The following is a 23,382-nucleotide window of genomic DNA, read 5'->3' on the forward strand; positions in this document are numbered from 1 at the left end:
CCGTGAAACAACGCTGATGCTTATGATAACGAGGATGTCCCGAATTCGCCCGCACCGACCGCTGCGTTCGCCTTTGCTGGCGCTGGTGCTGCTCGCCGGCCTCGGCGCGCAGCTGCCGGCCCGGGCCGACATCTATTTGTGCGTCGATGCCAGCGGGCGCAAGGAGTTGACCGACAACCCCAAGCCGGGCTGCAAGCAGCTCGATGTGCCCAACAATATCCCCGCTCCGTCGGGGCGCAAGAGCAGCGGTCCGGCCAAGCCGGTGACCACGCCGACCGATTTCCCCAAGGTGGGCGACAGCGAGCAGCGCGCGCGCGACTCCGACCGGCGCCAGATTCTCAACGACGAACTGCGCGCCGAAGAGAAAAAGCTGGCCGAACTCAAACGCGAATACAACAAGGGCGAGCCTGAACGCCAGGGCAACGAGAAGAACTACGCCAAGTACGAAGAGCGGGTCAAGTCGATGGCCGAGAACATCGCGCGCGCCGAGAAGAACATCGAAGCGCTGCGACGCGAAATTTCAAACATCAAATGACCCCGGTCTTGCCCCCGGCCGCGCCTTCCGTATCGCGGCGCGAGGCCCTGGCCGGCCTCGATTTGCTGGCGTCGGCCGTGCTGCTGGTCGACGCCGACGGCACCATCACCTTCGCCAACGCGGCCGCCGAGAATCTGCTGGAAAGCTCGCTCAGGGCCCTGCAACGCCAGCAGCTCCATACCCTGTTCCTCAACGCCGAGGAATTGCTCAATCTGTGCGCGCAGGCGCTGGCCCATAAATATTCCGACCTGCGCCAGGACCTGACCCTGGAGCGCAGCGGGCGCGACCCGCTGCATGTGCACAGTATCGTCAGCGAGGCCGGCGAATCGGGCATCGTGATCGAACTGCGCGAGAACGTGCAGCAGCTTAAACTCGACCGCGAAGAGCGCATCCTCGACCAGAGCCAGGTCAACAAGGAACTGGTGCGCAACCTCGCACATGAAATCAAAAATCCCCTGGGCGGCATCCGCGGCGCGGCGCAGCTGCTCGAACTCGAACTGCCGGCGCGCCATCTGACCCAGCTGCGCGAATACACGCAGGTGATCATCAAGGAAGCGGACCGCCTGCAAACCCTGGTCGACCGCCTGCTGGCGCCGCACCGGCGTCCGCATATCGTCGGCGACGTCAATATCCATGAAGTGTGCGAGCGTGTGCGCAGCCTGATCCTGGCCGAGTTCCCGCTTGGGCTCTCCATCCGGCGCGATTACGATGCGTCGATTCCCGAGTTCAGGGGCGACAAGGAACAGCTGATCCAGACCGTGCTCAATATCGCGCACAATGCCGCGCAGGCCCTGTCCGAGCGCGTCAATGCGGGCGACGCCGAGCTGGTTTTCAAGACCCGCGTGGCGCGCCAGGTGACCCTGGCCAAGGTGCGCTACGGGCTGGCATTAGACTTGCATATCATCGACAATGGACCGGGCATCCCGCCGCAGATCCGCGACCGCATTTTCTATCCCCTGGTATCGGGACGGGAGGGCGGCAGCGGTCTGGGGCTGACACTGGCGCAGACCTTCGTGCAGCAGCACATGGGTGTGATCGAGTGCGAAAGCCGGCCTGGATTTACGGATTTCAGGATCCTGTTGCCGCTGCCATAAGCCGCGCCTCAGCCCCGGAATCCGGGTCCCATCAATTGAAGATCCATATTGCGGGGAAGCGCGAACACATGAAACCAATCTGGATAGTCGACGACGACGCCTCGATCCGCTGGGTGCTTGAAAAAGCCCTGGCGCGCGAGAACCTCGCGACCAAAAGCTTTTCCAACGCGCGCGATGCGATGGCCGCGCTCGAATTCGATACGCCGCAAGTGCTGGTGTCCGACATCCGCATGCCGGGCGAGTCGGGGCTGGACCTGCTGCAAACCGTGAAGGCCAACCATCCCGGCCTGCCGGTCATCATCATCACCGCGTTTTCCGATCTCGATTCGGCGGTGGCGGCCTTCCAGGGCGGCGCCTTCGAGTACCTGGCCAAGCCGTTCGACATCGACAAGGCGGTGGAACTGATCCGGCGCGCGCTTGAAGAAAGCCTGCGCGAGACCAGCATCGAATCCGGTCCCACCGACACCCCCGAAATCCTGGGCCAGGCGCCGGCCATGCAGGAAGTGTTCCGCGCCATCGGGCGCTTGTCGCAGTCGAATGTGACGGTGCTGATCACGGGCGAATCGGGCACCGGCAAGGAGCTGGTCGCGCGCGCGCTGCACAAGCACAGCCCGCGCGCGCAGCAGCCCTTCATCGCCTTGAATACGGCGGCAATCCCGAAGGACTTGCTCGAATCCGAACTGTTCGGCCACGAGCGCGGCGCCTTCACCGGCGCCCAGACCACGCGGCGCGGGCGCTTCGAGCAGGCCGAAAACGGCACCCTGTTTTTGGATGAAATCGGCGACATGCCGTTCGACCTGCAAACGCGCCTGCTGCGGGTGCTGTCGGACGGCCACTTTTACCGGGTCGGCGGGCACCAGCCGATGAAGGCCAATGTGCGCGTCATCACGGCGACCCACCAGAACCTGGAACAGCGCGTGCGCGACGGCCTGTTTCGCGAAGACTTGTACCATCGCCTCAACGTGATCCGCCTGCGCCTGCCCAGTTTGCGGGAGCGGCGCGAGGATATCCCTCTTTTGGTGCGCCACTTCCTGGTGCAGAGCGCGCGCCAGCTCGGCGTGGAGGCCAAGCGCATGAGCGATCCGGCGCTGCATTTTCTCACCGGGCTCGATTTGCCGGGCAATGTGCGCCAGCTGGAAAACCTGTGCAACTGGATCACCGTGATGGCGCCCGGGCAGACGGTGGACGTGAAGGACATGCCGCTCGAACTGACGCAGGAAGGCGGGGCTGAAACGGCGCTGCCGCTGGCCATGGGCGACAGTGCGGCGCAACCGGCCAACGGCCAGGTAGGCGTCCTCGCGGGCGGCGCCGGCGTGGCGCTGGGAGCGGCCGACGGCTGGATTGGCTTGCTGGAGCTGCAGGCTGCCAGCATGCTGGCGGCCGGGCAGTCGGAGGTGATGGATGTGCTGGGACGGCAGTTCGAGTCGGCGCTGATCAAGACGGCGCTCAAGCACACGCACGGGCGCAAGAACGATGCCGCGGTGCGCCTGGGGATCGGCCGCAACACCATCACCCGCAAGATCGCCGAGCTGGGGATCGATGGCGCCAAGGACGAGTAGGGCGGCGGAGGGCGCGTGCTCCCGTCCGGCGGCGGCATGGTGTAAGCTTCTGTCCAATTTATTGTTGGAACCACCATGCTGATCAACTGCGTCGCCTACCAGGAAGGCAAAAAGCTGTCCGACATTTCCGTCGAAGCCATCAGCGACTATATTCAAAAACCCGACTGCTTCGTGTGGGTAGCCCTGAAGGATGCCCAGCCGGACGAACTGGACATCATGCAGCACGAATTCGGCCTGCACGAACTGGCGGTGGAAGATGCGCTGCGCGGCCACCAGCGCCCCAAGATCGAGGAGTACGGCGACTCGCTGTTCGTGGTCGTGCAAACGGTCGAGATGGATGGCGATGAGATGAGCGTGGGCCAGGTGGCCATGTTCGTCGGCGACAATTACGTGCTCTCGGTGCGCAACAATGTCATGCGCGGTTTTCTCGGCGTGCGCGCGCGCGCCGAACGCGAACCGCACCTGCTGGGCAAAGGCTCGTCGTTCGTGCTCTATGCGCTGATGGATGCCGTGGTCGACCGCTATTTTCCGGTGGTCGATGCGCTCGAAACGGAACTCGAAACGATCGAAGACCGGATTTTTATCCGCGGCTCGCAGCGCACCAATATCGAACGTCTGTATGAACTCAAGCGCAAGGTGCTGGTGCTGCGCCACGCGGTCACGCCGCTGCTCGACGCCATCGGCAAGCTGCATGGCGGGCGGGTGCCGTCGTTCTGCCGCGACACCCAGGAATACTTCCGCGATGTGCACGATCACCTGCAACGCATCAACGGCGCGCTCGATACCATCCGCGACACCATCGGCACGGCGATCCAGGTCAACCTGTCGATGGTCGCCATCGACGATGGCGAAGTCAATAAACGGCTGGCCGCGTGGGCCGCGATCTTCGCGGTGTTTACCGCGTTCGCCGGGGTGTGGGGGATGAACTTCGAGTTCATGCCGGAGCTGAAGTGGAAGTACGGCTACGCCGTTGCGATCAGCGCGATGGTCAGCGTGTGCGTCTACCTGTACTACCGGTTCAGGAAATCGGGCTGGCTGTAGCGCCCATGACGTGAAGGCAAAAAGAAACGGCGAACCCTGGTTCGCCGTTGCGCTATCAGGGCCTGCTTACCCTGCCATCGACAGCGCCACCGCCTCCGCCACCTTGATGCCATCGACCGCCGCCGACAAAATGCCGCCCGCGTAGCCGGCGCCTTCGCCGGCCGGGAACAGGCCGCGCGTGTTCAGGCTTTGCAGGTTGTCGTCGCGGCGCTTGATGCGGATCGGCGACGAGGTGCGCGTTTCCACGCCGGTCAGCACCGCGTCTTCCTGGTAGTAGCCGCGGATCTGCTTGTCGAAGGCCGGGAAGGCTTCGCGCATGGCGATGATGGCGTAGTCGGGCAGGGCGGTGCCCAGGTCGGTCAGGTGCACCGCCGGCTTGAACGACGGGACCACCGAACCGAAGGCGGTCGAGGCGCGTCCCTTGACGAAGTCGCCCATCAGCTGCCCCGGCGCGTCGTAGGTGCCACCGCCCAGCGCGAACGCGCCTTCTTCCAGGCGGCGCTGGAGCGCGATGCCGGCCAGCGGATGGCCCGGGTTGTCGACATAGTCGGCCGGCGTAATGCCCACCACGATGGCACTGTTGGCATTGCGCTCGTTGCGCGAATACTGGCTCATGCCGTTGGTGACCACGCGCCCCGGCTCGGAGGCGGCGGCGACGACCGTGCCGCCCGGGCACATGCAGAAGCTGTACACCGAACGGCCGTTGGCGGCGTGGTGCACCAGTTTATAGTCGGCCGCACCGAGAATCTTGTTGCCGGCGTTCGGACCGAAGCGGCAGGCGTCGATCAGCGACTGCGGGTGCTCGACCCGGAAACCGACCGAAAACGGCTTCGCTTCTATATAGACGCCGCGCTCGTAGAGCATCTCGAAGGTGTCGCGCGCGCTGTGGCCGATGGCCAGCACCACATGGCGCGTGGGGATATGCTCGCCGCTGGCCAGGGTGATGCCGCGGATCTGGCGCGCGTCGCCGTCGCCCTCCACCTCGATATCGGTGACCTTGCTCTCGAAGCGGTATTCGCCGCCCAGCGCGATGATGTTCTCGCGCATCTGTTCGACCATCTTGACCAGGCGGAAGGTGCCGATGTGCGGTTTGCTCACGTACATGATCTCGTCCGGCGCGCCGGCCTTGACGAATTCGGTCAGCACCTTGCGGCCGTAGTGCTTGGGATCCTTGATCTGGCTGTACAGCTTGCCGTCGGAAAAGGTGCCGGCCCCGCCTTCGCCGTACTGGACGTTCGATTCCGGGTTCAGCTCGCGCTTGCGCCAGAAGCCGAAGGTGTCGACGGTGCGCTCGCGCACCACCTTGCCGCGTTCGAGGATCAGCGGGCGCAGGCCCATCTGGGCCAGGATCAGCGCCGCGAACAGCCCGCACGGGCCGGTACCGATCACGACCGGACGCTCGTTGCGGTCGTGGCCCTGCAGCTGCTCGCCGCCGGCAACGAAGGTGTAGCCGGTGTCGGGCGCGGGCAGGACATGCGCGTCGTGCTGCAGGCGCGCCAGCACGAGCGCTTCGTCGCGCAGTTCGGCATCGATGGCATAGATCAGCACGATGGCGCTGCGCTTTCTCGCGTCGTAGCTGCGCTTGAACACACTGAACCCGAGCAGGTCGGTGCCGGCAATGCCCAGGCGCGCCAGGATTGCCTCGCGCAGGTCGGCGCCGGCATGGTCGAGCGGGAGTTTGAGTTCGTTAATTCGCAGCATAGAGTCGTTCGTGGTTCAGGGTGGGGAAAGCAAGGCAGGGCGCTATTTTACCGGGTGCATCGCCTGATGGGCGAATCGGGGCGCCTGGGCACGGTATTTTCGACCTCAAGGTGTTGCTGCGCGACTAGTAAAGTGTAGTCGAGAAAATTTGTTGCAAAACAGACTCATTCATTATTCTAATTTTGCGGCAGCGCACCATATTTCATTCGGTGTATTGATGCAAAGAAAGAATTTTCGCTGTAGTCGCTGCGAAAACTGCAAATCGGCTGGTTTTGGCCGCCATTTTTTTGTCGCTGACCCGATAATGCCCGTTGCAGAAATGATGCGACGCCCAGGCGTGCGCGCCGCTGCCGGGTGATGTTGAGCCCGGTAACGCGCCAGCGCCGCCGGGACCCGAAAGGCTGTCGTGCAAGCAAGCTGCTGTAGTGTCGTTATCCTCATCCTAAACGGAGTTCTAAAAATGATGTTTCAAGAGAAGATTGGCGTACGTTCCGTTCGCCTCGCCCTCGGCCTGTTAGCCGGTTTCGTCGCCGGCCAAGCACTGGCTCAGGATGCTCCTATCCAGCGCGTTGAGATCACCGGTTCGAGCATCAAGCGAATCGTGAAAGAAGGCGCACTGCCAGTGCAGGTGGTGTCGAAGGAAGTGATCGCCCGTTCCGGCGCGACCACCGTTGCCGACCTGATCCAGAAACTGCCAGCGATGCAGGGTTTCACGATTGAAGCGATTGCCGCCGGTACCAACTCGGGTGGCCGCTCCACCGCGTCGATCCACGGCCTGGGCGGCACTTACACCCTGGTCCTGCTGAACGGCCGCCGCATGGCGCCTTTCCAGGACAGCGGCAGCTCGGTCAACCTGAACTCGATTCCGATGAGCGCGGTTGAGCGCGTCGAAGTGCTGAGCGACGGCGCCTCCGCCCTGTACGGCGCCGACGCCATCGCCGGCGTCATCAACTTCATCCTCAAGAAAAACTACCGCGGCCTGACCCTGGACGCGGGCGTAACGGTACCGACCAACCCGGGCGGCAAGAGCGCCAACGCTGGCTTCACCTGGGGCTTCGGCGACCTGGAAACGAACCGCTTCAACCTGTTGATGACCTATCGTCACGACGAGCAGAAGAAGGTCAAGGCAACCGAGCGCGAGTTCAGCAAAACGTCGTACATTCCACTGGGCCACGACGGCCAGAGCTATATCTACGACCGCACCTCGACATCGGGCACCGCAGCGAACGTGAACGTCGCGTTCAAGAATCCGAAAGCTGACCAGATCGGCTTTAACCCGTACAAGAAAGTCAACGGCGCATGCCCGACCGGCTTCTTCGACTACCTGTCGAACACCGCCACCACCGAGTACTGCGCCGTCGACAGCGCCTCGACCGTGGAAACCGTGCCTGAATCGAAGCGCGACACCCTGTTCACCTCGTTCCGCCTCAAGTTCAGCGACAACCTGACCGGCTTTGCCGACCTGGCATTGGGCCGCTTCGACCTGACGGCGCGTATCGCCGCCAACCCGGTCAGCGTGGCTGTGCCGATCGGTTCGCCAGTCTACAATCAGTATGTCGCACCGTACCTGAGCGCCGATCAGCGCGCCGATGTCAAGACCGCCACCGCGACCTACCGCGCGACCGAATTCGGCACCCGCGACAGCCGCACCATCACCGACGTCGGCCACTTCGTCGTTGGCCTGGAAGCGAATGCCGCAGGCTGGGACATGAACACGGGCGCCACGTACTCGAAGTACCAGCTCGACGAGCGTTACACCGGCGGCTACCTGTTGAACAAGGAATTCCGCAGCCTGATCGGCGGCACCAGCTTCAATCCATTCCTGCCGGCCGGTTCGCCATCGTCTCCAACGGCTGAACAGATCAATGGTTCGGTCTTCCGCGGTTCGATCCGTGAAGCGTATTCGGTCCTGCGCGGCGTCGACCTGCGCGCATCGCGCGAACTGTTCACCCTGCCAGGCGGCGCCAGCAGCATCGGCCTGGGCGGCGACTACCGCGAACTGCACCAGGTGCAGACTGCCTCGGCCGCGGCCAAGAATGGCACGATCTACAGTTTCACTACCCCGAATCAATTCGACTACACCCGCGACTCCGCCGGTGCCTTCGCCGAATTGGCGCTGCCGCTGATGAAGAACCTGGAAGTGACGACCGCCATCCGCTACGACCGTTATTCGGGCGTGGAAGACAAGATCGCCAAGCGCACCAAGGGTGAAACCCAGAGCGCCAGCACCTACAAGATCAGCGCACGCTACACCCCGACCACGGCCCTGCTGTTGCGCGGTTCGTACGGTACCGGTTTCCGCGTCGCCGACCAGAACGACATCGCCAACACCCTGGTGGCCAACGGCTTCACGTCCGCGCCGTATGCTTGCCCGGCAGATCTGGTAGCGATCGACGCGTCCCTGTGCCGTCCGGGTGTGAACCAGTACAACTCGTACCTCGGTGGTAACGAAAAACTGCGTCCGGAAGAATCGAAGCAGTTCACCCTGGGCTTCCGCCTCGAGCCATCGTCGAGCGTGACGTTCGGCGCCGACCTGTGGGACGTCAAGATGACCAACCAGGTGTCGAACGTCGGCGAAATCCAGGCGTTTGCCAATCCAGCCAAATACCGCCAGCTGTTTACCGAGTTCGCCGATCCAGCGACCGGCATCAAGAATTGGGCCTTCATCCGCGCCCCGATCAATATCGGCAAGGCGCACAATCGTGGTATCGACTGGGATCTGACCGTCGGCGAGAAGTATTCGTTCGGCAAAATGACGCTGAACGTCAATGGCACCCACATGCTCAAGGCCAGCTACACCATTCCGGGTTCGGACACCGAGTGGACCGACAGCATGGATAAATACGGCATCGACAATCAGGTCACCTTCCGCGATATCATCAAGTTCGGCGCGACCCTGGAAACCGGTCCGATGACCAATGCGCTGACGTTGAACTACCGCAATGGTTACACCGACCAGGCCGCTAACTTGTACAACGTGGCGACCAAGGCCGCAGCCGTCAGCCAGATCCGTCTGCAAGTGCCTTCGTACAGCACCGTCGACTACCAGGGTAAGTTTGCGATCAGCAAAATGTGGGAAGTTCGCGGCGGTATCAAGAACCTGATGGACAAAGAGCCGCCACTGACCCTGCGTACGTCGCAGGGCCACCAGGTTGGTTACGATGCGCGTTACGCGGACACGATGGGTCGCACCGTCTACCTCAACACCAGCTACAAGTTCTAAGCAGCTGTTACGACGTAAGTCATCATGAAAGGCGCGTTGCTTCGGCAACGCGCTTTTTTTTCGTCTGGACGGGGAGGGGAAAGAACCTGGGTAGCCGCGTGCCGCCCTGGCGCGCGAAGTCGCTTCCGGCCATGCCGGCAACGACGGCTGACGTTGCCGGCGTCAGCTGCGGAGGAAAGTTACAGGCCGCCCCAGAGGGCGTTGAGGGCGGCGACGGCGGCGATGCCGGCCGTCTCGGTGCGCAGGATGCGCGGGCCCATCGATAGCGCCAGGGCGCCGCGCGCCATCGCGCTATCTTCTTCCTGTATGCTGAAGCCGCCTTCCGGGCCGATCATCAGCGACAGCGCCTGGGGCGGCTGGTGCCTGGCCCAGTCGGCCAGCGACTGGCCGCCGCGCGGGCTGAGCAGGATGCGCTTGTGCATGTCCTGCTGGGCCATCCAGTGGTGCAGATCGTCTACCGGGGCCAGCCGCGCCAGCCGGTTGCGCCCGCTCTGCTCGGACGCGGACACGATCACGCCCTGCCAGTGCGCCTGTTTTTTCTCGGCGCGCTCGCTAGAGAGGCGCACCACGCAGCGCTGCGCGGCCAGCGGCTGGATCGCCGCCACCCCCATCTCGACCGCCTTTTCGATGATCCAGTCCATCTTGGACGCTTCCGGCAATGCCTGGGCCAGGGTGATTTCGTAGGGCAGTTCGACGTCGCGCGCGACAAAGGCCTTGACCGTCACGCTGGCGCGGCGCTTCTCGACGCTGGCCAGGTGGGCGATGTATTCGCCGCCATCGCCGTTGAACAGGCACAGTTCGGCGCCGATCTGCAGCCGCAGCACATGGACGTGGTGGGCCACTGCCTCGGGCAGGTCGAGCGTGGCGCCGATCGCCAGCGGCAGGGAGCAATAGAAACGGGGCATGAAATCCTGATAAGTAGTGGGAGCCGGCAGGGGCGCGAAGTGCTTCATTTTAATTCGGCACCCTCTGGTCTGGTAAAATACTTGGCTCGGTACTCCATGCAGCGCCACCCGCATTCCCAATCCTACGACCTCACTGATTCGACCCATGAAAACGACGCTCCCTACCACTTTGATGGCCAACGCGATCCGCGCGCTGGCAATGGATGCAGTTCAACAGGCCAATTCCGGCCATCCGGGCATGCCGATGGGCATGGCGGAAATCGCCGTGGCGCTGTGGGCCGGCCACTACAAGCACAATCCGTCGAACCCGAAGTGGCTCAACCGCGACCGCTTCCTGCTCTCGAACGGACACGGCTCGATGCTGCACTATGCGCTGCTGCACCTGTCGGGCTACGACCTGACGATGGCCGATCTGAAAAACTTCCGCCAGATGCACTCGAAGACCCCGGGCCATCCGGAAGTCGATATCACCCCGGGCGTGGAAACGACCACCGGCCCGCTCGGCCAGGGCATTGCCAACGCGGTCGGCATGGCGCTCTCCGAATACCTGCTGGCGGCTGAATTCAACAAGCCCGGCTTCGACGTGGTCGACCACTACACCTACGCATTCCTGGGCGACGGTTGCCTGATGGAAGGCATCTCGCACGAAGTGTGCGCGCTGGCCGGCACCCTGGGCTTGAACCGCCTGATCGCCCTGTACGACGACAATGGCATTTCGATCGACGGCAAGGTCGAAGGCTGGTTCACCGACGACACCCCGAAACGGTTCGAGTCCTACGGCTGGAACGTGATCGCCGCCGTCGACGGCCACAGCGTGGCAGCGGTCGATGCCGCGATTGCCGAAGCGAAGCTGTCGTCCAAGCCGACCCTGATCTGCTGCAAGACCATCATCGGCAAGGGTTCGCCCAACCTGCAGGGCGGCGACAAGGTGCACGGCGCCGCGCTGGGCGAGAAGGAAGTCGCCGCCGTGCGCGAGCACCTGCTGTGGACCTCGGTCCCGTTCGAGATTCCGGCCGAGGTGTACACGGCCTGGGACGCGAAAGAGCAAGGCGCGGCCATGGAAGCGCAGTGGAATACCAAGTTCGCGGCCTACCGCGCGCAATACCCTGAGCTGGCCGCCGAATTCGAGCGCCGCATGAAGGGCGAATTGCCGGCCGACTTCAAAGCGACCCTGGATGCCGCGATTGCCGCCTGCGTCGAGAAGAAAGAAAACATCGCGACCCGCAAGGCCAGCCAGAACGCGATCCAGGCGCTGGCGCCGACCCTGCCGGAATTCCTGGGCGGCTCGGCCGACCTGACGGGTTCGAACCTGACCAACTGGAAAGAGTGCATCGCACTGCGTTCCGGCAAGCCGGGCAACCACATCAACTACGGCGTGCGCGAGTTCGGCATGAGCGCCATCATGAACGGTATCGCCCTGCATGGCGGCTACATCCCGTTCGGCGCCACCTTCCTCACCTTTTCCGACTACAGCCGCAACGCGCTGCGCATGGCCGCGCTGATGAAGCTGCGCTCGATCTTCGTGTTCACCCACGATTCGATCGGCCTGGGCGAAGACGGCCCGACCCACCAGTCGGTCGAGCACGTTTCTTCCCTGCGCCTGATTCCGAACCTGGACAACTGGCGTCCGTGCGACACCGTTGAATCGGCCGCCGCCTGGGGCGCTGCCGTGCAGCGCAAGGATGGCCCATCGACCCTGATCTTCTCGCGCCAGAACCTGCCGTTCCAGGAACGCACCCCAGCCCAGATCGCCGACATCGCGCGCGGCGGCTACGTGCTGCAAGATGTCGCAGATGCCAAGGCGATCCTGATCGCCACCGGTTCCGAAATCGAACTGGCCACCAAGGCTGCCGCGGCGCTGGCCGCCGAAGGCATCCTGGTGCGCGTGGTGTCGATGCCGTCGACCGATGTGTACGACCGCCAGGACGCCGCCTACAAGGCCAGCGTGTTGACGCGCGGCGTGCCGCGGGTGGCGATCGAAGCGGGCGTGAGCGACTTTTGGTATAAATACGTTGGCCTGGAAGGCGCCGTGGTCGGCATCGACACCTTCGGCGAATCGGCGCCGGCGCCGGTGCTGTTCAAGCACTTCGGCTTCACGGTCGAGAACGTGGTTGCCAAGGTCAAGTCGGTACTGACGAACTAAGCTAAGCGCGGGCGCGGCGCCGCGTGGCGGCCGCGTCCGTCCTCCCCATTTTTATCACTCAGGAGCAAAGTAATGACGATCAAAGTTGCAATCAACGGTTATGGCCGTATCGGCCGCAATGTCCTGCGCGCTTTCTACGAAGGCGGCAAGAAACACGACATCCAGATCGTGGCGATCAACGACCTGGGCGATGCCAAGTCGAACGCGCACCTGACCCGTTACGACACGGCGCACGGCAAGTTCCCTGGCACCGTCACGGTCGAAGGCGACAACATGATCGTCAACGGCGACTCGATCCGCGTGTTCGCGCAGCGCAATCCAGCTGAAATTCCATGGGGCGAGCTGGGCGTGGACGTTGTCCTGGAGTGCACCGGTTTCTTCACCACCAAGGAAAAAGCCTCGGCCCACCTGAAGGGCGGCGCCAAGAAAGTCATCATTTCGGCACCGGGCGGCAAGGATGTCGACGCCACCATCGTGTTCGGCGTGAACGAAGGCGTCCTGAAAGCGAGCGATACCGTCATTTCGAACGCATCGTGCACCACCAACTGCCTGGCTCCGCTGGTCAAGCCGCTCAACGACGCCATCGGCCTGGAAACCGGCCTGATGACCACTGTGCACGCTTACACCAACGACCAGGTGCTGTCGGACGTGATGCATGAAGACCTGCGCCGCGCGCGTTCGGCCACGATGAGCATGATCCCGACCAAGACCGGCGCTGCCGCCGCGGTTGGCCTGGTGCTGCCTGAGCTGAACGGCAAGCTGGACGGTTTCGCGATCCGCGTGCCGACCATCAATGTCTCGCTGGTCGACCTGAGCTTCATCGCCAAGCGCGACACGACGGTGGACGAAGTCAATGCCCTGATGAAAGCGGCATCCGAAGGCGCGTTGAAAGACGTGCTGACCTACCAGACCGAGCCGCTGGTATCGATCGACTTCAACCACAATCCGGCCTCGTCGAATTTCGATTCGACCCTGACCAAGGTGTCGGGCCGCCTGGTGAAGGTATCGTCGTGGTACGACAACGAGTGGGGTTTCTCGAACCGCATGCTGGACACCACGGTAGCACTGATGAACGCCAAGTAATACCTGGCAGCATCGCCAAAAAACGCCCTCCGGGGCGTTTTTTTTCGCCCGCGTGTTCGCCATCGAAAGTTTAAACAATCGGGCTCACAAGGCGCAAGGCGACGCCCCACACCGGGGTCAGAGCTCTGACTAGCAACGATTTCACCAAATGTCGTAACCATGAGGGGTAAGGGCCGCATGCCTGTCCCTGCGTGCCGGGCAGCGCCACGAACGAGAGCGAGTTTCAGTGTGGTTCAGCAAAAATTTCTAATTAGAGCTCTGACCCCGGTTGTAGGTGGTCGCCCCGAACAGGATTAGGAGCCGGCATCGTATTCGCAGGATTCGCTTATTTGTAGATGCCGGACCCGACCATCATGTCGTCGACCCGCTCGACATAGCCCGCCTTGTTCTCGACCGCCTTGGTCACCGGATTGGGCCATTTGAAGTCGACCCAGCCATTGCCCGCGGGCGACTTGGCGAGATCGGCCATCTCCTTGATCATCAGCTTGCCGTTACTGTCGGCCAGTGCCATCAGGTTCTTGCCCACGATCTTGGGATTGTTGCCGTGGGCCAGGGCGACGCCGTTCAGGTCGTACACATACACATACAGATCCCGATCGTGGAACTCCTTGTTGGCCGTGTCGGAAATCGCCGCGAACGCCTTGGCCTTGTCGGTCTTGATCAGCGCGATCGCTTTCTTGACCATGGCGACCGCTTCGCCGGCACTGCCCTTGTCGGCCGACCATGCCGCACCCGGCAGGGCCAGCAGGGCGACGCTCAGGTAGCTTGCGGAAAACAATGTTCTCATCAATACACTCCCATCCCGGTAAACGGCGCGTTGTTGCGTGGGACCATTATGCCGATGTTCTCTGAAAATCTTCGGAAACTCCACGAATCCATGCGCAAATACTACAGTCATCCGAACTGAACTACATACGCCCGGGATGGTCTAAACGCCGGGTTTTATATATGCATAATCGTGGAAAAACAACAAATTCGATGGCAAAATTGGCGTAAATGCATAAGGCATTTGATTCCTGTCATCGTTCGTGCGAGATTCTATTTACCCATACATATAAATGGGTTTTAGAACATACAAGAGTCGATTTTCTACAAGGAATTCTTACCTGGAGTCATCTTGAAAAAGCACTTTGTATTGAAACAGAGCGTCATCGCCGTCGCTTTAACCCTGGGTACTTCCCATGTCGCCCTGGCCCAAGAGGCTGCAGCGGCGCCCGCCGCCACCGTGTACATCACCGGCTCGAACCTGAAGCGCACCGAGAAAGAGGGCACCCAGCCGATCCAGGTGATTACCAGCAAGGATATCCGCGACAGCGGCGCCGCCACGGTCACTGAACTGATGCGTAAAGTGCCCTCCATGGGCAGCGACATCAACCTCGACACCAACGATGGCGGTTTCTCGCGCGGCGTCTCGACCGCCTCGCTGCGCGGCCTGTCGTCGACCTCGACCCTGATCCTGCTCAACGGCCGCCGCATGACGCCGGCCGCTTACGCCGATCCGAACAACGGCAATTCGACCCTGTACGATCTGAATGCGATTCCGTTGTCGGCCCTGGAACGGGTCGAGATCCTCAAGGATGGCGCCTCGGCTGTGTACGGCTCCGACGCCATCGGCGGCGTGATCAACTTCATCACCAAGACCAACTACCAGGGCACCGAAGTGTCGGCCCGCGCCAGCGCCAACGACGATGGCAAATTTGCCCGCAAAGGCGCCAACTTCTTCTTCGGCAAGGGGGACGTCGAGAGCGACGGCTACAACGTCTTCATCACCGCCGACGTGTCCCAGCGCGACCGCGTGTTGCGCAAGGATGTCAAGGATATCGAGTTCGAAACCTATCAATTGCTCAACGGGCGCTTCGCCACGCCGTACGGCAGCACCACTTCCGGCTCGCCATCGTTTTACCGCGAGAGCGCACCGGGCTCCCGCAACTTCGCGGTGAACCGCACTAACATGGGCCAGCGCATGATCACGCGCACCAATTGCGAACCGTCCCAGCAGCTGGTGGGTTCGACCGCGATGGGCTTGCCGGCGACCAGCGTGTTCATCGGACGCACTTTCTGTAACTTCGACGCGAGCCGTTTCTCCGAAGGCATCGGCGACGGCAAGGATGCCAGCGTGATGACGCGCGGCGTGTTCAAGCTGGGCCAGAACACCAAGGCCTTCGCCGAAGCGGGCTACGCGCGCACCAAGCGCTCCTATACCAGCAATCCGAGCACCATCGGCACCTCCACCATCACCAACTTCACCAGCGCCGCGGTGGGCGATCCATTCCAGGCCATCCTGGGCATCGGCCACCCGGACAATCCTTTCCCCGACGCCCGCTCCTCGGTCACTTACCGTTTCGAGAACCTGCGCGGCGGCACCGAGACCATCAACGACAATGCGCGCGTGGTGGCCGGCCTGCAGGGCAATGTGGGCAACTGGGACTGGGAAAGCGCCGTGCTGTACAACAAGGCGACCCAGGAAGATACCTATTTCGGCATGCTCTACCTGCCGACCCTGCGCAAGCTCAATTCCGGCACCTCGCTGGCGGCGCTGTCGGCCGATCCGACCCTGGCGCGCGATGTGACGAGCAACAACATGGCCTCGATCCTGCAATGGGATGCCAAAGTGTCGACCCAGTTCGGCCAGCTTGGCGGCGGCGCCATGGGCCTGGCGGTGGGCGCCGAAGTACGGCGCGAGAAAATCAAGATGACGCCCGATGCCGCTCTGGCGCGCGGTGACATTTATGGCCTGGCCAACACCGTCATCGACGGCGAACGCGACGTCAAATCGGCCTTCGTCGAGCTGCGCACGCCATTCCTGAAAAACTTCGAGATGGATTTCGCCGGCCGCGTCGACAAGTATCCTGGCATCAAAACCAACTTCGTGCCGAAAATCGGCGCGAAATGGACCGTCTCCGACGGCATCGCCCTGCGCGGTACCTATGGGCGCGGTTTCCGCGCGCCGGCGCTGGTGCAGGTGACACCGGGCGGGGCCCAGTTCTTCCTGAGGGACCTGTACGATCCGCGCCGCTGCGAAGCGGACCGCGAAACCCCGCGCGAGGGCGCGACCGAACTCGATTGCGCCAAGAGCGCCGCCGGTACCGGCGGCGCCAATCCCGACCTGGTGCCGGAAAAATCGAAGAGCCTTTCCTTCGGCGTGCTGTTCTCGCCGACCAGCACCTTCGACATCGGCCTGGACTTCTACAAGATCCGCAAGGAAGGCGAAGTCGCCCTCGGTTCCGAGGAAGATGCCCTGCGCGACGAAGACCGCACCCCGGGCAACGTGGTGCGCGATACGAACCCGGCCAACTGGGTACGCGATGCCAACGGCAATGTGGTCCAGAACAGCGGCCCGCTGCTGATGGTCAAGCTGCCGTGGAAAAACCAGGGCTCGGTGGAAGTGCGCGGCGTCGATATCGACGTGGCGTACCGCAAGAACCTGGGCGAGTGGGGTTCGCTGAACTCGAAACTGACCTCGAGCTACATGGACTATTACTCGCTGGCTGCGAACGCGGGCGATCCTGAGCGCAACCTGGTCGGCACGAATGTGGGCTATGCCGACTACAGCTTGCCGAACAGCTACCTGCCACGCTGGAAGAGCACCCTGTCGTCGTCGTGGAGCATGGGCGCGCATGCGTTCAACGCCAGCATCGACTACACCGGGCGCGTTTCGCTGCTGCGCCGCTACAACCGCGAGGTCACCTACGACCAGCCGTTCTGCCAGTACGGCGCGCGCCAGGACAGCGACGCCGCGAAGGACCGCGACACCAGCGTGCCGCTGTATGAAGCGTATTTCCCGGAATGCTCGATCAACAGCTGGACCCGTTTTGGCCTCGGTTACACCTACACCGGGATCAAGAACCTGACCCTGAACCTGAACATCCAGAACGTGCTCGACACCAAGGCGCCTTACGACCCGGCTGTCGGCACCAACAGTTCCGTCCAGCCGCTGGCCGGCTACAACGAGGGTTTGCACAATCCTTACGGCCGCTACTTCCAGCTGACGGCGCGCTACGCGTTCTAAGCTGATTGTGCGGTAAGAAAAACCCGGCCCGCGCCGGGTTTTTTTTCGTCCGCAGCGGCGCTGGCACCAGCCTTTTGTAGCGTGGAAAATACGAAAATGCCCGTATGAACGTTTTTTTGTGAAATCTGCTTGGCCTTCAATCCACCTTTGTGCGAGATTTATGGCCCTCGCCACCGCGCGGGCCTGCGGGCGCGTACGGCACGAGATCGGAAAACACGTTCTATTCATACTTATAAAGCAAGCCGGGAGCCCAATTGAACCAGAAACTCGCATTGAAACGCAGCGTCGTCGCCGTCGCCCTGACCCTGGGCGCGGCCCAGGTCGCCCTGGCGCAGCAAAGCGCGGCACAGCCGATCCAGAAAGTCATCGTCACCGGCTCGAACATCAAGCGCGCGGTCGATACCGAAACTTCGTCGACGGTGCAAGTGGTTGGCAAGGCCGAGATCGCCGCCATCGGCGCCAGTACCGTCAAGGACGTGCTCGACACGCTGACCTCGAGCGGCACCACGACCCTGTCGGACAAGAGCGGCGGCCTTTCCTTCGCCGGCGGCGCCTCGGGCGTATCGCTGCGCAACCTGGGCAAGAATTCCACGCTGACCCTGCTCAACGGACGGCGCGTGGCCAACTACGGCCTGGCCGACGGCGGCCAGCAAACCTTCGTCAACATCGACGCCATGCCGTCCGAAGCGATCGAACGCATCGAGATCCTGCTCGACGGCGCCTCCGCCGTGTACGGTTCGGACGCGGTTGCCGGCGTGATCAACATCATCACCAAGCGCGATTTCCAGGGCGTGCTGGCCAAGGGCGGGATGCGCCAATCCCTGCTCAACAGCAAGCTGGACAAGGACAAGACCGCTTCCCTGACCATGGGCATGGGCGACTTCGAAGCCGACGGCTACAATGTGTTCGGCCACTTCGAGGCTTACCACCGTTCGCCGTACTCGAACCGCGACATCATCAATACCGTGCCGGCCTTCTGGGGCCAGTATGTCAATCCGAGTTTCGGCGTGCAGTCGACCTACTCGTATCCGGGCAACTTCGTCGACCGCTATCCCAACCCGTATCCAGCCAATCCCGCGCTGGCCGGCAAGAGCTTCAGCACCCCGCGCGCCGGTTGCGACAACGTGGTCGACGGCACCTGCCGCTACGACCAGTGGGCCGGCGTGGGCCGCAGCCCGGAAGCGAAGCGCTACAATTTCTTCGGTACCGGACGCATGAAGCTGGGCGGCAACCGGGTCGGCTTTTCCGAACTGACCCTGGGCCAGACCAACACCACCTACTACAACGCGGCGCCGATCCTGCAATACACCGGTACCCCCTCGACCTGGTATAACAGCAGGGACCGCAAGTTAAGCTCGTACACCGAGCCGAAACTGCCGGTCGGCCATCCGGACAATCCTTACGATTTCCCGGTCGCCCTGCGTTACCGCTACGCCGACGCTGCGCTCACGTCCAAGAAAGATGCGAAAGCGAAGCAATACCGGGTGCTGGCCGGAATCGAAGGCAGCGACTTCGGCTGGGACTGGTCGACGGCGGTCGGCATGATGGGCTCGAAAGTCAACAACGTCGATCGCGGCCGTCGCAATGCGGCCGCATACGACGCCGCGATCAAGAGCGGCGAATACCGCTTCGGCGGTGTCAACAGCCCGGACCTGCTGCTGCGCATGTTCCCGGTGTACGTCTTCGGCGGCGAGTCGAAGCAGAGCTTCATCGATGCCAAGGCCACGCGCGAGCTGATGCAGCTTGACGGCGGCCCGCTCAGCCTGGCGATCGGCGCCGACTTCCGGCGCGATTCCTTCAAGGCTTTTGTCAGCGACAACGTCTCCAGCGGCCAGATTGTGGGCATTGGTTCGATCAACGTCGAGGGCGCGCGCAACATCAGCGCCGCTTTTGCCGAAGTCAATGCGCCGCTGACCAAGGCGCTTGAAATGAACGCGGCGGTGCGTGCCGACAAGGTAGGCAAGACCGACCTGTCGCTGGTGCCGAAAGTGGGCATGCGCTACGAAGTGAACAAGCGCTTCATGGTCCGTGCCACCGTGGCCAACGGCTTCCGCGCGCCGAACCTGGCGGAAACGGGCAAGGTCGAGCTGTCGGCCTTCCGCAACAGCATCGTCGATCCGAAGCGTTGCGCCACCGCCAACCAGCTGTACGCGGCGCTCAAGACCGGCACCACGATCGACCAGGCCGAGGCGCTGCGCGCGCGCGAAAGCGGTTGCAGCGTCAGCTTCGCCTCCTCCACCCAGGGCAACCCCGAGCTGGAACCGGAAAAATCGCGCAGCTACAACCTGGGCTTCGTGGTCGAACCGCTGGCCAACCTGAGCATGACGCTCGACTACTACCATATCGAGCGCCGCAACGAAATCGATACCAAGGGTACGTCCCAGCTGCTGGCCGATGAAGACCGCCGTCCGGGCTCGGTCAACCGCCTGGGCGTGACGGCCGACGACCAGCGCCTGGCGGCGCGTGCCAAGGAATTGACCGGCAAGGACATCGTGTTCCCGGTCGGTCCGATCGCATCGATCTCGAACCGTTACGAAAACATGAACCGCACCCGCGTGTCCGGTCTGGACATGGAATTGAACCACCGCTGGAACATGGGTTCGGCCGGCAAGCTGGTGAGCAATCTGAAAGCCAACTACCAGCTCGATTACCGCAGCTGGGATACGGTGACCGATACCTTTACGGAAAACCTGGCGGGCAACTACGAGAACCCACGCTACCGCGTGCGGGCATCGACGGCATGGTCGCGCGGCGCCTGGAACGTGGGCGGCGCGCTGACCTACATCCCGGGTACGCGTCTGTACGAGAACAAGTACGACGACAACTACATGGCCGCCGGTTGCGAAGGGCAGGGTTTTACGCCGGAATACTGCCAGATCAAGCGTGATGTGGTCACCGACATGAACTTGACCTACACCGGCTTTGCCAAGACCACCTTGTACCTGAACCTGTACAACGTGTTCGACCGCGCGCCGGTGGCCGACGTGCGTGCCACCGATGTGCCATCGCGCGGCCGTTCGGTCCGCATCGCGGCGCAGTATCAGTTCTGATGCTGTGATGCAGGGCGCCGCCTGGCGGCGTCAATCAAAAAACCCGGCCTTGCGCCGGGTTTTTTTTAGGGAACGACGAATCCGCTGCGCTAAGGCGCTTCTCCCTCCAGATCGAACACCGCCGCCCACAAGCGCCGCACCGCCGCGCTGTGGCGCGCCACCAGCGCCGGATCGATGCGCGCGCTATCCTTGCCCTGCAGGCGCAACTGGTGCTGCAGCTTGCGCATGGCGCGGTAGGCGTCGCCCACCGCCAGCGCCAGGTCGGCATCGATCAGCCCGAGGTCGGCGAACATGCGCAGCAGCCCGATGTTGCCCAGATTAACCGTCAGCTGCGGGTACTGCGCGGCATGGCGCAGTACCAGGTACTGCGACATGAATTCGACATCGATCATGCCGCCCTCATCCTGCTTGAGCTCGAACTGGCCCGGGCGGCTCGGATAAGCGTCGTGCATCTTCTTGCGCATCTTGAGCACTTCGTCGCGCAGTTCGCCGGCGCGCGCCGTGCGGTCCAGGCGCAGCACGCCTTCGCGCACCGCTTCGAAGCGCTCGCCGATGGCCGTATCGCCGGCGCAAAAGCGCGCCCGCGTGAGCGCCTGGTGTTCCCAGATCCAGGCTGAATTTTCCTGGTAGCGCTCGAACGCCGCCACGCTCGACACCAGCATGCCGCTGGCACCGTCCGGGCGCAGCGCGGTATCGATGTCGAACAGGATGCCGGCCGAGGTGTGCGCCGTCATCCAGGTAATGAAGCGTTGGGCCAGCTTGGCGTAGTTGCCGGGCGCTTCCTGGTCGTCGTCGTCGAACAGGAAAATGACGTCCAGGTCCGACACATAGCCGAGTTCCTTGCCGCCCAGCTTGCCGTAGGCGATGACGGCGAAGCGCGGCACCTCGCGGTGGCGCGTGGCGATCGCCTGCCAGGCGGCGTCGATGGTGGCCGCGACGATGGTGTCGGCCAGCGCCGACAGGTAGTCGGCCAGCTTTTCCACGGTCAGTTCGCCCGCCAGGTCTTGCGCCAGCAGGCGGAACAGCTGTGCGTGGTGGGCTTCGCGCAGGATATCCATCTGGCGTTCGGTGTCGCCGGCGGCCGCGCCCAGTTGTTCCTTCAGTTCGGCGGCCAGGGCGGCGCAGTCGGGCACGGCACTCCTGACGCGCTCGTCGAGCAGTTCGTCGAGCACGATCGGGTGCTGGGTCAGGAAGGTCGCCGCCCAGCCGCTGGCGTACATCATGCGGATCACGCGCTCGAGGGTGTGCGGGTATTCGGTCAGCAGCGACAGGTAGGCCGAGCGGCGCGCGATGGCTTCGAAAAACGCCAGCAGGCGCGTGAGGGTGGAGCTGGCGCTGCCGGAACCGGCTTCCTGCGCCGTCTTGGCGATCAGGGGCAGGGCGGCATTGACCAGCGCCAGCAGCCGGGTGCGGCTCGCTTCCGGCAAGGCTTGCACCTTGCCGGACTGCCAGGTGCTCATCAGGCGCTGGGCGGCGCCGCCGGCATCGTCGAAGCTGAGCGCGCGCAAGTGCGCTTCGATCGCTTCGCGGTTGTCGAGGTCGGCCCCGGCCCAGCTGCTGGCCGCCGGGTCGACCGTCTCGCCGCTCTGCTCGGATTTGTCGCTGAAAATGGCGTCGAACTGGGCGGCGACAAAATGGCGGTGCTGTTCCAGCTGCGCCAGCAGGGTGGCCACGTCCGGCAGGCGCATCATTTGCGCGATGACGGCGCGGTCGGCCTCGCTGGCGGGCAGGGTGTGGGTCTGGGCATCGTCCAGGTATTGCAGGCGGTGTTCCAGGTTGCGCAGGAAACTGTAGGAGTCGAGCAGCTGGCCGACCGTGTCCGGGGTCAGTAATTCCTTGTCGGCAAGTACGCGCAGGGTGGCGCGGGTGGAACGGTCGCGCAGGGCGGCATCGCGCCCGCCGCGGATCAGCTGGAACACCTGGGCCAGGAATTCGATTTCGCGGATCCCGCCGCGCCCCAGCTTGACGTTGTTGCTGCGGTCCGGGTGCAGCCGTTCCTGGCGGTCGACCTCGGCGCGGATCTGGGCGTGCATGGTGCGGATCGCATCGATCACGCCGAAATCGAGGTAGCGCCGGTACACGAAGGGATGGACGATGGCTTCCAGCGCGGCGATGTCGGCCTCGGTGCCGCTAACCGCGCGCGCCTTGACCCAGGCGTAGCGCTCCCATTCGCGGCCCTGGACGATCAGGTATTCCTCCACCATGTTCAGGCTGGCAACGAGGGGGCCGGAGTTGCCGTTCGGGCGCAGCGCCATGTCGACCCGGAAAGTGAAGCCATCTTCGGTGATTTCGGACAGGGCGGCGATCAGTTTCTTGCCCAGGCGCGCGAAAAATTCATGGTTCGACAAGGGGCGCTGGCCCGGACCGGCGGCGGTGTCGCCATCTTCCGGGTAGACGAAGATCAGGTCGATGTCGGACGAGACATTCAGTTCGGCGCCGCCTTGCTTGCCCATAGCCAACACAATCATTTCCTGCGGCAAGCCCGATTCGTAGCCGACCGGCATGCCGTGACTGGCCACCTGTTCGGCCATCAGGGCCGCCAGATGGGTGCGGATGGCGAAATCGGCGAAGGCGGTCATGCTGGCGACCACTTCGGCCAGGTCGGCCCGGCCATCGAGGTCGCGTTCGATCAGGCCGGCCACCAGCAGGTTGCGCAGGCGGCGCATGGCGCGCACGGGCGGCAGCGCGGCGCCGTCGGGACCGCGCTGGCTGGCCAGCGCTTGCGCCAGGTCGAGCTGGTCGAGGGGGCTGGCGCCCAGGGCGGCGACGGCGCCGGCGCGGCTGGGGTCGGCCGCCAGCCAGCGTTGGTAAAAGCGCGACAGCGGTGTCAGGGAAGCTTGATTCATGGATTGGCGTCGGGTCAGGGTGAGTGAAAGTCGGGTTCAGCCACGCCCGTATAAGGTAGAATTGGCGCGCCGCGATAGGCCGCGCCGCCTCAGGCCGCGCCGCGGTGCGGATCAGGACGATGGTAAGGGAGCGGGCGGCATTGATGCAAGCGCTACCTTATTGCAATACATTTACACGGCGGACCCTTTATCA

The 23,382-nt window shown here is 63.3% G+C and carries 14 protein-coding genes; 9 read left to right on the forward strand and 5 right to left on the reverse strand.

Annotation, left to right across the window (positions count from 1 at the left end; translation table 11 throughout):
* Positions 1-34: 34 nt before the first annotated feature.
* The 4 genes from RBA40_RS18650 (at position 35) to corA (ending at position 4,229) form a co-directional block, all read left to right on the forward strand.
* Complete coding sequence (locus RBA40_RS18650; RefSeq protein ID WP_306649261.1) at positions 35-535, forward strand: DUF4124 domain-containing protein; 501 nt, start codon at positions 35-37, stop codon at positions 533-535.
* Positions 532-1,629, forward strand: coding sequence for a nitrogen regulation protein NR(II) (gene glnL, locus RBA40_RS18655; protein WP_306649262.1), 1,098 nt, complete (start codon positions 532-534; stop codon positions 1,627-1,629). The genes RBA40_RS18650 and glnL overlap by 4 nt, the downstream gene beginning before the upstream one ends.
* Positions 1,630-1,697: 68 nt before the next feature.
* The gene (gene ntrC, locus RBA40_RS18660) at positions 1,698-3,188 is read left to right on the forward strand and encodes a nitrogen regulation protein NR(I) (RefSeq protein WP_306649263.1); all 1,491 of its coding nucleotides are present in this window, start codon (positions 1,698-1,700) and stop codon (positions 3,186-3,188) included.
* A gap of 75 nt (positions 3,189-3,263) precedes the next feature.
* Positions 3,264-4,229, forward strand: a complete 966-nt coding sequence (gene corA / locus RBA40_RS18665) for a magnesium/cobalt transporter CorA (RefSeq protein ID WP_306649264.1) — start codon at positions 3,264-3,266, stop codon at positions 4,227-4,229.
* 66 nt (positions 4,230-4,295) lie between these two features.
* Here the strand turns inward: corA and RBA40_RS18670 are convergent, their stop codons facing one another.
* Both RBA40_RS18670 and RBA40_RS18675 read right to left on the reverse strand, forming a co-directional pair.
* On the reverse strand, positions 4,296-5,930 hold the full coding sequence (locus tag RBA40_RS18670; RefSeq protein ID WP_306649265.1) for an NAD(P)/FAD-dependent oxidoreductase: 1,635 nt from the start codon (positions 5,928-5,930) through the stop codon (positions 4,296-4,298).
* A gap of 202 nt (positions 5,931-6,132) precedes the next feature.
* The gene (locus RBA40_RS18675; RefSeq protein WP_306649266.1) at positions 6,133-6,342 is read right to left on the reverse strand and encodes a hypothetical protein; all 210 of its coding nucleotides are present in this window, start codon (positions 6,340-6,342) and stop codon (positions 6,133-6,135) included.
* Positions 6,343-6,390: 48 nt separating this feature from the next.
* Here RBA40_RS18675 and RBA40_RS18680 point away from each other — a divergent pair, with 48 nt between their 5' ends.
* The gene (locus RBA40_RS18680) at positions 6,391-9,153 is read left to right on the forward strand and encodes a TonB-dependent receptor (RefSeq protein WP_306649267.1); all 2,763 of its coding nucleotides are present in this window, start codon (positions 6,391-6,393) and stop codon (positions 9,151-9,153) included.
* A gap of 179 nt (positions 9,154-9,332) precedes the next feature.
* Here the strand turns inward: RBA40_RS18680 and RBA40_RS18685 are convergent, their stop codons facing one another.
* Positions 9,333-10,058, reverse strand: coding sequence for a 16S rRNA (uracil(1498)-N(3))-methyltransferase (locus RBA40_RS18685; protein WP_306649268.1), 726 nt, complete (start codon positions 10,056-10,058; stop codon positions 9,333-9,335).
* Between the two features lie 145 nt (positions 10,059-10,203).
* On the opposite strand from RBA40_RS18685, the gene tkt reads away from it, so the two are divergent.
* Together tkt and gap are read left to right on the forward strand one after the other, a co-directional pair.
* Positions 10,204-12,201 (forward strand): transketolase, encoded by a 1,998-nt coding sequence (gene tkt, locus RBA40_RS18690; RefSeq protein WP_306649269.1) that lies wholly within the window; start codon positions 10,204-10,206, stop codon positions 12,199-12,201.
* Positions 12,202-12,273: 72 nt separating this feature from the next.
* Entirely contained in the window at positions 12,274-13,284 is a 1,011-nt protein-coding gene (gene gap, locus RBA40_RS18695; protein ID WP_306649270.1) for a type I glyceraldehyde-3-phosphate dehydrogenase, read from the forward strand.
* A gap of 325 nt (positions 13,285-13,609) precedes the next feature.
* Here the strand turns inward: gap and RBA40_RS18700 are convergent, their stop codons facing one another.
* On the reverse strand, positions 13,610-14,071 hold the full coding sequence (locus RBA40_RS18700; RefSeq protein WP_306649271.1) for a cache domain-containing protein: 462 nt from the start codon (positions 14,069-14,071) through the stop codon (positions 13,610-13,612).
* Positions 14,072-14,401: 330 nt separating this feature from the next.
* On the opposite strand from RBA40_RS18700, the gene RBA40_RS18705 reads away from it, so the two are divergent.
* Positions 14,402-17,293, forward strand: a complete 2,892-nt coding sequence (locus RBA40_RS18705; RefSeq protein WP_306649272.1) for a TonB-dependent receptor domain-containing protein — start codon at positions 14,402-14,404, stop codon at positions 17,291-17,293.
* Positions 17,294-17,547: 254 nt separating this feature from the next.
* Complete coding sequence (locus tag RBA40_RS18710) at positions 17,548-20,343, forward strand: TonB-dependent receptor plug domain-containing protein (protein WP_306649273.1); 2,796 nt, start codon at positions 17,548-17,550, stop codon at positions 20,341-20,343.
* An 89-nt stretch (positions 20,344-20,432) separates the two neighbouring features.
* Here RBA40_RS18710 and glnE read toward each other — a convergent pair whose 3' ends face one another.
* Positions 20,433-23,189 carry a bifunctional [glutamate--ammonia ligase]-adenylyl-L-tyrosine phosphorylase/[glutamate--ammonia-ligase] adenylyltransferase gene (gene glnE, locus RBA40_RS18715; protein ID WP_374710516.1) on the reverse strand — a complete coding sequence of 919 codons (2,757 nt, stop codon included), beginning with the start codon at positions 23,187-23,189 and terminating at the stop codon, positions 20,433-20,435.
* Between the last annotated feature and the right edge of the window lie 193 nt (positions 23,190-23,382).

This window comes from Massilia pseudoviolaceinigra, assembly GCF_030846505.1.
In the GTDB taxonomy this organism is placed as follows: Bacteria; Pseudomonadota; Gammaproteobacteria; order Burkholderiales; family Burkholderiaceae_D; genus Telluria_A; species Telluria_A violaceinigra.